Origin of the sequence: Snodgrassella sp. M0110 (assembly GCF_016101465.1) — a bacterium.
Lineage (GTDB): Bacteria > Pseudomonadota > Gammaproteobacteria > Burkholderiales > Neisseriaceae > Snodgrassella > Snodgrassella alvi.
On record NZ_JACFQM010000001.1, the window covers coordinates 115,124 to 126,568 of the forward strand.

The 11,445-nt window shown below is 40.8% G+C and carries 11 protein-coding genes; 9 read left to right on the plus strand and 2 right to left on the minus strand.

What is annotated here, in order from left to right:
• Positions 1-54: 54 nt before the first annotated feature.
• The 6 genes from H3T84_RS00490 to fabG all read left to right on the plus strand — a co-directional run bounded on the left by H3T84_RS00490 (position 55) and on the right by fabG (position 5,279).
• A complete protein-coding gene (locus H3T84_RS00490) occupies positions 55-582 on the plus strand; it encodes a phosphoribosyltransferase (RefSeq protein ID WP_025331342.1) in 528 nt (175 codons plus the stop codon).
• Between the two features lie 9 nt (positions 583-591).
• Entirely contained in the window at positions 592-1,611 is a 1,020-nt protein-coding gene (gene plsX, locus H3T84_RS00495; protein ID WP_038649732.1) for a phosphate acyltransferase PlsX, read from the plus strand.
• Positions 1,612-1,690: 79 nt separating this feature from the next.
• On the plus strand, positions 1,691-2,653 hold the full coding sequence (locus H3T84_RS00500; RefSeq protein ID WP_025331341.1) for a beta-ketoacyl-ACP synthase III: 963 nt from the start codon (positions 1,691-1,693) through the stop codon (positions 2,651-2,653).
• Positions 2,654-2,677: 24 nt separating this feature from the next.
• Positions 2,678-3,541, plus strand: a complete 864-nt coding sequence (locus tag H3T84_RS00505; protein WP_198217099.1) for a hypothetical protein — start codon at positions 2,678-2,680, stop codon at positions 3,539-3,541.
• Positions 3,542-3,579: 38 nt separating this feature from the next.
• Positions 3,580-4,524 (plus strand): ACP S-malonyltransferase, encoded by a 945-nt coding sequence (fabD, locus tag H3T84_RS00510; RefSeq protein ID WP_174833932.1) that lies wholly within the window; start codon positions 3,580-3,582, stop codon positions 4,522-4,524.
• A gap of 11 nt (positions 4,525-4,535) precedes the next feature.
• Positions 4,536-5,279, plus strand: a complete 744-nt coding sequence (gene fabG, locus H3T84_RS00515; RefSeq protein ID WP_198217101.1) for a 3-oxoacyl-ACP reductase FabG — start codon at positions 4,536-4,538, stop codon at positions 5,277-5,279.
• Positions 5,280-5,356: 77 nt separating this feature from the next.
• Here the strand turns inward: fabG and H3T84_RS00520 are convergent, their stop codons facing one another.
• Positions 5,357-6,307 (minus strand): CysB family HTH-type transcriptional regulator, encoded by a 951-nt coding sequence (locus H3T84_RS00520; RefSeq protein ID WP_037474826.1) that lies wholly within the window; start codon positions 6,305-6,307, stop codon positions 5,357-5,359.
• A gap of 467 nt (positions 6,308-6,774) precedes the next feature.
• Between H3T84_RS00520 and H3T84_RS00525 the strand changes: the two genes are divergently transcribed.
• Both H3T84_RS00525 and H3T84_RS00530 read left to right on the plus strand, forming a co-directional pair.
• Positions 6,775-7,506, plus strand: a complete 732-nt coding sequence (locus tag H3T84_RS00525) for an OmpA family protein (RefSeq protein ID WP_198217103.1) — start codon at positions 6,775-6,777, stop codon at positions 7,504-7,506.
• A gap of 406 nt (positions 7,507-7,912) precedes the next feature.
• A complete protein-coding gene (locus H3T84_RS00530; RefSeq protein WP_174833930.1) occupies positions 7,913-8,710 on the plus strand; it encodes a YiiX/YebB-like N1pC/P60 family cysteine hydrolase in 798 nt (265 codons plus the stop codon).
• Positions 8,711-8,928: 218 nt separating this feature from the next.
• Here H3T84_RS00530 and H3T84_RS00535 read toward each other — a convergent pair whose 3' ends face one another.
• On the minus strand, positions 8,929-9,606 hold the full coding sequence (locus tag H3T84_RS00535; RefSeq protein ID WP_037474821.1) for a phytanoyl-CoA dioxygenase family protein: 678 nt from the start codon (positions 9,604-9,606) through the stop codon (positions 8,929-8,931).
• A gap of 559 nt (positions 9,607-10,165) precedes the next feature.
• On the opposite strand from H3T84_RS00535, the gene H3T84_RS00540 reads away from it, so the two are divergent.
• Positions 10,166-11,263, plus strand: coding sequence for a hypothetical protein (locus H3T84_RS00540; RefSeq protein ID WP_198217105.1), 1,098 nt, complete (start codon positions 10,166-10,168; stop codon positions 11,261-11,263).
• The last annotated feature ends 182 nt before the right edge of the window (positions 11,264-11,445 follow it).

The window sequence follows — 11,445 nt, forward strand, 5'->3', positions numbered from 1 at the left end:
CTTCCACTTTCCCGGCAGCCTCAATGGCCTGCTTTACACTGACTCGGGTTTCCCATGAAAAAAATCTGGTATAACTACGAAGACATACATCGTGCCATTAAACAGCTGGCAGAAAAAATTCAGAAATCAGAGCATTCATTTGATGCAATGATCGCTATCGGTGGTGGTGGATTTATTCCGGCACGTATATTGCGTAGCTTTTTGAATATTCCTGTATATACCGTTACTTTGTCTTATTATGATGTTAACGACTGCCCGACTGACCAGCCGCAGAAAATACAGTGGACCAATGGTTTTGACGAAAAATTAAAAAACAAAAAACTACTGATTGTTGATGAAGTGGATGACAGCCGGGCTACGCTCGAATACTGTATTCGCGAATTACAGCATGAAGGATTCCAGCATCTCGGGGTAGCAGTACTGCATGAAAAGCGCAAACCCAAAAAAGGGGTATTGCCGGCAGATTTACCTTTTTATAGTGCAATACAGGTTGATGACTGGTGGATTAACTATCCTTGGGATGCGCTTGATATTGATGAGCACTATGAGCATGTTGCAGCCCAAGCTACATCAGAGGCATGATCTATGACCCTGAAAACTATTGCTGTAGATGCCATGGGCGGCGATTTCGGTCTGGATATAACCATTCCGGGAGCGCTGACATTTTTACAGCAGCAAACTGACGCTGCACTGATTCTGGTTGGTGATGAAACCAAAATCAGAAATGTATTAAAAAAAGCTAATGCTTCCATGGAGCGGATTACCATTTGTCCGGCCAGTGAAGTGGTAGGCATGGATGAAGAACCGACTTCTGCGCTCAAGAATAAAAAAGATTCTTCGATGCGTGTGGCCATCAACCAGATTAAAGAAGGTCTGGCACAGGCAGCTGTATCGGCCGGCAATACCGGAGCACTGATGGCAACTGCCCGCTTTGTATTGAAAACCATTGATGGTGTTGATCGTCCGGCAATTGCTAAATTCCTGCCCGGACGCAATAATCATATGACACTGGTACTGGATCTGGGTGCCAACGTCGATTGCAGCAGCACCCAGCTTTTGCAGTTTGCTATTGTTGGTAGCCAGCAGGTGGCGGCACTGTTTCCTGAAAATACGCAGCCAAGAGTAGGTTTACTTAATGTCGGTACCGAAGACATCAAGGGTAATGCGGCTGCTAAAGAAACTCATCAGCTTTTACAACGCAGTGATCTGAATTTTGTCGGCAATGTTGAAGGTAATTCTATTTTTACAGCTGAAGTTGATGTGCTGGTAGTTGATGGTTTTACCGGTAATGCAATGCTCAAAAGTATCGAAGGAGCGGTAAAATTTGCTGGTTCAGTTGTTAAAGAAGAGTTTACCCGCAGCTGGTTTAATAAACTGGCCGCATTAATTGCATTACCAACATTAAAGGGATTTAAGCGGCGTCTTGATCCGAGGCGTTTTAATGGTGCCATTTTTCTGGGATTACGTGGTGTCGTAATTAAAAGCCATGGCGGTACGGATGCTACAGGTTTCTGTTTTGCCCTGCAGGAAGCTTATAAAGCCATTAAGGCAGATTCAATCACTAAAATCCAGGCCGGTGTTGTACGTCAGCTGGCTGCACTGGAAGAATAAATCACCTTGTTGCAAAGGCAGACAAGTCAAACGACTTTGTTTTAAAATATGCTCTTTGCCGTAAATTAAAGATTATGCCATGCTGAATGCCCATATTCTGGGTACAGGCAGTTACCTGCCTGCACGCCGCCTGACTAATGATGACCTGAGCAAATTTGTTGATACCTCGGATGAGTGGATTGCAACGCGTACCGGTATCAAAGCACGTCATATTGCCGCAGAAAATGAACAGACCAGTGATATGGCTGTTTCTGCAGCACAGATTGCGCTGGCCGACGCAGGCATTGATGCCAATGAAATTGATCTCATTATTGTGGCTACCTCAACTGCGGATATGACATTTCCTGCTACTGCCTGCATTGTGCAGAATAAACTGGGCATTTCTGGCTGTCCGGCATTTGATGTTCAGGCAGTCTGTGCTGGATTCATGTATGCCATGGCTACTGCCAATGCTTATATTAAAAGCGGTATGGCCAGTAAGGCACTGGTTATCGGTGCGGAAACATTCAGTCGTCTGCTTGACTGGAGTGACCGGCGTACCTGTGTGTTGTTTGGTGACGGTGCCGGTGCAGTTATTCTGGGTGCTTCCGAACAGGAAGGCGGTATCATCCATACCAAATTACAGGCTGATGGTAATTACAGTCATATTCTGCAAACACCGGGAAAAATTGCAGCAGGAAAAATTGAAGGTTCACCCTATCTGTATATGGACGGGCAGGCTGTCTATAAGTTTGCAGTAAAAGCGCTGGCCAATATTGCAAAAGAAGTCATTGATCAATCCGGTTTACAGCCGTCTGATATAGACTGGATTATTCCGCATCAGGCCAATCTGCGCATTATCGAATCTACTGCACGCCATCTTGGTGTATCAATGGATAAAGTTATTGTTACCCTTGCTGAGCAGGGCAATACTTCTGCTGCCTCTATTCCGCTGGCACTGGATGAGGGAATTAAATCCGGTCGGATCAGGCGCGGTCAGACCTTGTTGCTTGAAGGTATCGGAGGTGGTTTTGCCTGGGGTGCGGTTACCTTAAAATATTAATATTGTTCCTATCAGGATCGGATTATGCTATCTCAATCTGCGTTAGCCAATATGTATCCGGTTGTAATGTCGCCCAGTCATGACGGGCGGTATTTTGGTAATTATGTACAGTCATTGCTGGCTTTAGTTGCTGCGCATACCAGTGCAGGTTTTCCAATACAGGTATTTATGCATCAGGGTGAAAGTCTGATTACCCGTGCACGGAATAACTGTGTTGCAGAATTTCTGTCGCATCCGGAATGGACGCACTTATGCTGGATTGATACTGATATCGGTTTTTCACCGGAAGCTTTTCAGCGTCTGCTGCTGGCAGATCGCGATATTGTTGCAGGTGTTTATCCGCTCAAGCGTGAGTCATGGCCGGACGAAGGTATTCCTGAGCATATGACCCAGCAGCAGTTTAATGCCGCTTATACTCGCTATACCATCAATATCAGTAATGCAGATACTAATCATGAGGTGCATGTACAGGTAGATGATGAAGGCTTTATTGAGCTGCCGGAAGCACCAACCGGATTTATGGTTATCAAGCGGGAAGTATTTATCCGGCTGATGGAAGCTTATCCTGAGTTGCAATATCAGCCTGATTCTATCGGTGTTACTGATAGGGGATATCACTATCGCTTTTACGATTGTCTTGTTGATCCGGTGACGAAGCGTTATTTATCTGAAGATTTTAGTTTTTGCCGCTTATGGAATCAGTTAGGCGGTAAGATTTATGTTGATGCACGCTCTAACCTGACCCATATGGGTAACAAAATCTATCAGGGGCCTTTTGCCCAGTCACTGGAAGCTAATCTTGCTTACGCAATAGGTGCCCCGGCAGGTGCAAAAATGTTTCTGCACCACGAACAGCCATTACAGACCAATCAGTCTCCGGCACAATAAATGTCCGGACATTAGTTTTATTCAATTCAAGGAAGATCATGAGTACTGCTTTTTTCTTTCCCGGACAGGGGTCACAAAGTCTCAATATGATGTCCGGCTTTAATGATATGCCAGTTGTTAAAGAAACATTTGAACAGGCATCAGAAGCACTTAATCAGGATTTATGGACATTGATGAACGGGGAAGACAGTACAGCCCTGAATGAAACCATTAATACTCAGCCCCTGATGCTGACTGCCGGTATTGCCACATGGCGTGTATATCAGCAATTGCTTGGTCAATTACCTGTGATGCTGGCCGGACACAGTTTAGGAGAATACACTGCGCTGGTCGCTGCCGGCAGCCTGGCATTTCATGATGCTGTGAAACTGGTTCGTCTGCGTGCTCAATTAATGCAGGAAGCTGTACCGGCCGGAGAGGGTGCCATGGCCGCAATACTGGGACTGGATGATGATATCGTGCGTCAGGTATGTTTACAGGCACAAAACGAACTATCCGGTACAGTGGCCGAAGCCGTAAATTACAACTCACCCGGTCAGGTAGTGATTGCCGGAACTACTGTTGCCATTAATCGTGCCTGTGAGCTGGCTAAAGCGGCCGGTGCCAAGCGTGCACTGCCGTTACCTGTATCCGTGCCTTCACACTGCTGTTTGATGAAACCAGCTGCAGCTAAACTGGCTGCGGCCATGGAACAGATCAATATTTCAAAACCACAAATTCCGGTATTGCATAATGTTGATGTTGCGGTGCATTCAGAACCGGAAACAATTAAACAGGCTCTGGTACAGCAGTTATATTCACCTGTGCGCTGGACTGAAACAGTAAGCAAACTGGTATCTGACGGGATAACAGAATTTGCTGAATGCGGTCCGGGTAAAGTGCTGGCCGGACTGGCTAAAAGAATTGATAAGAGCGCCAGTTGCGTTGCATTAACCAGTGTGCAAAGCATAGAAAATTTTATTGCTGCATATGCTGAGAGCTAAAGGAATAAGTTATGAATCAGGATTTAACAGGTAAAATTGCGCTGGTAACTGGTGCTACCCGTGGAATTGGCGCCGCTATTGCCCGTTTTCTGGCAGAAAAAGGTGCTAAAGTAATCGGTACAGCCACTTCTGCTGCCGGTGTGACTAGTATCAATGAAGCACTGGCTGATTTTGGCGGAGAAGGTCGGGAATTACGTATCGCTGAAGAAAACAGTATTGAAAATCTGATTGCCGACATTGAAAGTAATATCGGTAATATTGCCATACTGGTTAATAATGCCGGTATTACCCGTGATAATTTGCTGATGCGCATGAAAGAATCAGAATGGGATGAAATCATGCAAATTAATCTGAAATCTGCCTTCCGTGCCAGCAAGGCAGTCACCCGCAGTATGATGAAAGCACGCTGGGGCCGGATTATCAATATAACTTCTGTAGTCGGTTTTATCGGTAATGCAGGCCAGACTAATTATGCTGCAGCCAAGGCCGGATTAGTCGGATTCAGTAAATCAATGGCGCGTGAAGTAGGCTCGCGCGGGATTACCGTAAATTGTGTAGCTCCTGGTTTTATCGAAACAGATATGACAAAAGTTTTACCGCAAGAGCAGCGTGATTTTTTTGCCGGGCAAACTGCATTGAATCATTTTGGAACTGTAGAAGATGTGGCCGCCGCAGTTTTGTTTCTGGCCAGTGAAGAAGCACGTTACATTACCGGACAGACGCTGCATGTGAACGGCGGAATGCTGATGCCCTGATATCAGTTAAAGTATTTACAAAGCCATTTTTATCATCTGATAAAAATGGCTTTGTTTTGTATCGGGGATAAAAACTATTAAATTGAAAAATCTTCTTCGTAAGAAGAATACAGGGCAGATTCAATCCGCGACCGTGTTAACCCAGGAGCGAATAAGGCCAGAAACTCATAGCCAAAACCACGCAGATAAACATCCTGTCTGAGTATTATCTGGGTAAAAGAAGGTTCAAACAGATGTTCTGCACTAATCAGTTGTAAACCTTCATCTTGTTTACTGTCAAAAGCCATGGTGGCTAGCAATCCGATACCCAGTCCCTGAGCAACATAAGTTTTAATGACATCGGTATCAGCTGAAGCCAGAGTTACTCTGGGTAATTGACAGCTTTCCTGAGTAAAAGCACGGGCGATTTTAGATTGCTCACTGAAAGCAATATCATAAGTGATGAGCGGATAAGCTGTTATGTCTTCGAGCCGTAATGGCCGCTTTAAATCAAGCAGAGGATGATTATCTGGAACTACGATACTGCGATTCCAGGCTTTACAGCCCAATTTGCGTAATTCAGGATGCTCACTTTCCATTTCCATACCAATGGCAAAATCTACCTCTCCGTCCAGTACCATGTGACTAATGGCTTTAGGGCTGGCGGTATGGATGCTCAGCTGTACCTGCGGATAACATTCAACAAACGCTGAGATAACTTTTGGCAGAGCATACCGGGCCAGTGTATGTGTTGTGGCAATGGTCAGGGATCCAATATTCTGGTCAGCAAATTCTGTACCGATACGTTTAATATTCTGTACTTCACGTAAAATCCGCTCGGCAGTTTCCAGAACAACTTTTCCCGGAGCTGTCACCGCAACCATGCGTTTGCCATGGCGAATAAATAACGGTACGCCCAGTTCTTCCTCCAGCATGCGTATTTGCTTGGAAATACCCGGCTGAGAAGTAAACAGTACTTCAGCTGCTTCTGAGACATTTAAATTCTGGCGATAAACTTCAACCGCATAGCGCAACTGTTGCAGCTTCATATTGTTTCAGCCCCTTTAAGTTTGGAATAATTTTAACTGTCGCTCAAATACAACAAAAAAGCTTCTTTATCTGTATCATAACTCAATTTACTCATTCTGACATGGAACACTTTAACTTTTAGCATAACATCTTTTTACCTTAATCTGCCGGCAGCGGATGAGTATGATAAGTGCAGCTTGTCTGTTGTTTTCATACAACTTAATTAGGGTAAAGTCGTGAATTTAGTTGTAAATAAGTGACACAAGGCTTTTTTTTAGGCATCATGCACAGATAGGAAGCGGGTCGTCTAGCAGCTTCGCCTTGGTGGTTTGCATATTGACAGTTTATGCTGCGTTTTTATAGTATAGACTTGTGATTTACCAAGCTACCCGCCCGGTTTGAGCGGCCTGTAAATGGTATTTGTGTTTTGATCAGGCGAATTTCAGGCTGAATCAGCACATAACAAATTTTTTGATGAGGGAATAACATGACCAAACAGCTAAAATTGAGCGCATTGATCGTTGCTATGGCTGCTTCAACTGCCGCTTTTGCCAATGGTGTTGTACCGGGGCCCGACTGGACCGGTGAACCTGCTGGTGCTTACAATGGCTATACTACCAGTTCTGCTCCTGAAAAAGGAACTGGCGAAATTATCGTCACCCGCGAAAATGGTGCCGATGGTACACCTGAATGTGTTAAAAACCGCTTTAACAATGATAATGAACCAACTCTGGGTAACAACTGTGGTCACCCCGAAGTAGCACAGGCTGCTCCTGAAACACCTAGATATGTTGACGAAACAGTACCTCTGGCTGCTAAATTCCTGTTTGGCTTTGATAAATTTACTCTGCGCCCAGAAGCAATCAATACTCTGGATCAGTTGGCTGCTAAGCTGACTGACAGCAGTGTACAGTCTGTACGTATTGAAGGTCACACCGACTTTAAAGGTTCAGATGCTTATAACCAGACTTTGTCTGATCGTCGTGCTAACACTGTTGCACAGTATCTGATTTCTAAAGGTGTTCCTGCTGGGAAAGTTTCTGCAGTCGGCTTGGGCAAATCTGAAGCCCGCATGACCGAATCTTGTCAGCGTGAAGTTGCTCAACTGGGTAAAAAAGTTTCAGCTGCCAAGAAACGTACTGCTTTGATCGCATGTATCGAACCTGATCGTCGTGTAGATGTTAAAATCCGCACTCTGGTATCTAAGAGAGTTAGATAAATTTTCTAATTTATATTAATTAAAGCCCTGCTTTGAGCAGGGTTTTTGTTTTTACCCTAAAAAAACAGAAACATATTTATAGGTAAATTAGAATAGTTTATTTCTAGGATAATATTATTTGTCAATAAGAAAGTTAATTAGAATTAATACTTTATATAAACAACAAATAGTCAGATTAGTTTATATATTTTAAAAAGTAAAAAAGCTATTTTAGTGTTAAGATACAAGTCTATTGAAAGGATAATATTATGCCTTATGTTTTGTTACTATCTTAGTAAAATCTATTTTAAAACATATGGGTACAGTATTCACTAACTAATTAAACTAAAAAAAACCTTGTGTTATTTAAACAAATTCAAATCTAACTTCAAAATAAATATTTAATAAAATTTAATCTTATTTCAGTATGAAATATTCTAAATTGCTGTTTTTGGTATTATGTAGCTATTTATTAGTAGCCTGCACTGCCCAGTTTCAGCGGGTTTCTAATGGTTCTGGCAAGAAAAAACATGTAACAGTAAAATTTCAGCGACAAAATACTGCGCCTCAAGCAGGGGTTGTATTGGTGCAGCCGATGGAATTACAAAGTGGCGATATTTTGTTTTCTGCTAATTCTAGCCTCAATTCACGTATTTTACGTTTATTTGGTAATACTTCAGTAAGCCATGCTTTTTTATACCTGGGAGATGGTGAAGTGGCTGAGGCTGTGGGAAGTGGTGTACATATTATGCCGCTGACTGAAAGTATTGACGAAAACCCGTTACTGGTCGTTTATCGCCATCCACAGTTAAATGAGTTACAGGCTGAAAAAATCCGTGAATTTGCCAGAGCTGAGGCTGGCGGGAAGTACAATTATATGGGGATTATCAAGCAGACGCCTTATACAGTTACCCGAAAAGTGTGTGAATTGCCGGTTATTCCGCGGGCTTTTCGCCATTTGTGCCTGAATACCATGGCTGTGGTGCAGGTAACACCTTTTTCTTCAGATCGTTACTTTTGTTCACAACTGGTTGTCGCTGCCTATAATTATGCAGGATTGCCTTTAACCAAAACCCCGGCTGAATGGGTTGCTCCCGGGGATTTATTACATATGCGTGCCGGTGATATCCCTTCAGTTGTACCAGTATATCCATTACAGTATATTGGTCATTTACGCTGTAAAACTTCTTTATGGCAGCGCAATTGTTCCCTGGCAGATATCTGATATTGATAAAATTCAGATATCAGCCCGATGTATCAATCAGCAGGATATGATCAAATTATTTATCAAATAAATTAGGTCAATTAAAACATGTTTGAATTAATTTATTAATAATAAATATGTATTTTTGGCGGTCAATAGATTAAGTTTATTATAAAAAATTAATAGTATTCGTTTTGAAATGAGTTATATCTGAATTCTGAGTAGTTCTGCTGAGAAAATCAAATACAGAATTGAAAAGGAATAATTTCAGCTAAATTTCCGGGTGCATATAAAAAGTGTAGTACACGTCTGCCATTAGTCTGAATAGCTTTTGACGAAGAATGCACAATAAGTGGTCGCATAATAACAGCTCCTCCTTTAGACAGGGTACATTCCTGCTCGCCTTTTTGGTCTCGAAGCTGCGGTAGCGTTGATTCATTGATTCTTCCATATTGATGAGTACCGGCAACTACTTTAAGCGGACCATGCTCGTGCTGGCAATTATCTATGTGTAGCCTCACAGCTACCAGTTGCTGCATATATTGTGCCGGCGGTTGTACAAATAGCATATTTTGTTTATGTGACCAGCCGGTAAACTGAGGATCAGAAAACTGATGTCTGACTGCTATGCTTAAATCCTGATGTAAAGGTACTAGCCAGTTTTTATCGGCTGATTTTTTGAATAATGTACATTGGATAGCCACCGGGTTTATTGGGAGCAAGGGAGTAAGCTGAGTATTATTTTTCAAATTGTTAGCAAGTATCTGACACCATGGTTGTGTCAGAAGCTCACGACTGCCGGCAGTAGTTAAATTAATATGTTCTAATTGTTGTTCTATATCTGTTAGTTGCTGAGGAGTAATTAAATCATTGATAACAGCATAACCATTATGTTCAAAACAATCACGTATCTTCATTATATTTTCCGTTTGTATCTGTTTATCTGAACTAATATTAATATATTCCAATTCTATTAGGATTAAGTAGATCCTATTTATAAGATAATATATTAATATTTAAAATAATTTATTTGTAATATTTATCTATACTATAGTTTTTCAAGGTAAGCAGAATATATACTCTTTACAATAGTCAATTTCTTTCTTAATAAAATTAAATTGATTAATTTCTGTATCTCATAAAATAGCCCCAGACACTATATCAAATTTTTATGCTGTCATGTTAAAGACTGGTAGTGCTAAGCCTGTCAAAATCTGTATTCATGTCTTCATACGGCTAAAAAACTTGAATTTATCTGTATTTTTTTGCTCGTTTGTGGATTGAATTCAGACAAATATATGATTTATAGATGTTATAAACTATCATTCATCATTAAGATATTGTATAAATGAAAATTTATTTATAACATGATATATATCATAAAAATTATGATAAAAGAAAAATATGACCAATTTTTCACTTATACTCAGGCACTTATCTGGTATGGTTTTTATCAATCAATTAAGGGGGAGCTTTATGTTTTTTAAAAAATTCTGGAGAAAAAAATCAAATTCTGATATTCAATCGGTACAAGATAAACCAATCGCTCAAGATAAAATATCTCTCGCTATTCAAACATTTTGGACACAGGTAAAAGCATCTGAGCAGACATTTAATACGCTAGAACCAATCTCTATCATGGAAAATCTCAATAATCTTTTAATAGATAATCAATTAAATGTTATTGCTGAGCTTACACGAGGAGATAAAAAAAATCATAAAATAATTTTTACGGCTGAAGGCCGAATTGAGCAGTTTGAACTAGTGATACGAATCGTTAAACATGCACCGGATCTGAATTTTTTTGAAATAGAAGCATTTAGGACGCGGGTTGAAAATCTGGATGTATTCTCTATAACGCATCATGATCATTCTCTTTCATTGAGCCCGGCTGATTTATTGATTTATCATCATGAAGAATATCGTAAAATCTCTTTGGAAATTGCGTTTGGTAAAACTATTCCTGAAGAGATGAAGCAAATCGCCCAGTCGACTGCATTTATCTTGCTTGATCATGCATTAGGAGAATATGATTTTTCTATTAAAATCGATTGTGTCAACTTTTTAGAAATTCCCAAAGAGGCAACCGCAGTACCTCTTAATGAATTTGTAACGGTGTTTGATCAGTTATGGCAAGATAAATTAAAGCATACAGGTATTTTTCCTCTTTCTGATAAAGAGGATAGATGGAATGTATTTGAAATCATTGATCAAAATGATCCTGATAACAAAAGATTTGTGCAAAGAAATGAGACAGCCGATGTATTGGTAGGTGATTTCAATTATTGCTATGCTTTAACTATAACAGCCGATGTGGATAGTAAGGAAAATTTATCTCTGGTTTATGAGCTAGAAGATACTATTAATCCGGCTCTACGATTTAATAAACAGGGCATTCATTGTCAAAATACCCTTTATCAGGGTGTAAGAACCATGTTATGGCATGTGCAGGATAAACAATCAGCTATGACATTAGCACAACGTCTGGCAGATCAGTATAGAACCCTTTCAATTAAAATTGAGTGCGAATTTGATCCGGGCTGGTCACAATATTTAAGTTGGGTAGAAAAATAAAGATAACAATAGTTTTATTTTTTTATTGGTTTTCTTTGAAAATTTTCTATTCCTTCTCATTCCAAAAAAAGAATAAATTAACAAATATTTAACAATATAAAAAGCCTGATGGGCTGGTTGAAGCTGTTTCCCGACGAGCAGGAGTTAGCGGAACAAGCTATAGTAAAAAAGAAATAGTATTG

Excerpts from the sequence above, each read along its gene's own strand:
- H3T84_RS00490 (WP_025331342.1), top strand. The coding sequence starts at position 55 with ATGAAAAAAATCTGGTATAACTACGAAGACATACATCGTGCCATTAAA.
- H3T84_RS00500 (WP_025331341.1), top strand. The coding sequence starts at position 1,691 with ATGCTGAATGCCCATATTCTGGGTACAGGCAGTTACCTGCCTGCACGC.
- H3T84_RS00505 (WP_198217099.1), top strand. The coding sequence starts at position 2,678 with ATGCTATCTCAATCTGCGTTAGCCAATATGTATCCGGTTGTAATGTCG.
- fabD (WP_174833932.1), top strand. The coding sequence starts at position 3,580 with ATGAGTACTGCTTTTTTCTTTCCCGGACAGGGGTCACAAAGTCTCAAT.
- fabG (WP_198217101.1), top strand. The coding sequence starts at position 4,536 with ATGAATCAGGATTTAACAGGTAAAATTGCGCTGGTAACTGGTGCTACC.
- H3T84_RS00520 (WP_037474826.1), bottom strand. The coding sequence starts at position 6,307 with ATGAAGCTGCAACAGTTGCGCTATGCGGTTGAAGTTTATCGCCAGAAT.
- H3T84_RS00525 (WP_198217103.1), top strand. The coding sequence starts at position 6,775 with ATGACCAAACAGCTAAAATTGAGCGCATTGATCGTTGCTATGGCTGCT.
- H3T84_RS00530 (WP_174833930.1), top strand. The coding sequence starts at position 7,913 with ATGAAATATTCTAAATTGCTGTTTTTGGTATTATGTAGCTATTTATTA.
- H3T84_RS00535 (WP_037474821.1), bottom strand. The coding sequence starts at position 9,606 with ATGAAGATACGTGATTGTTTTGAACATAATGGTTATGCTGTTATCAAT.
- H3T84_RS00540 (WP_198217105.1), top strand. The coding sequence starts at position 10,166 with ATGTTTTTTAAAAAATTCTGGAGAAAAAAATCAAATTCTGATATTCAA.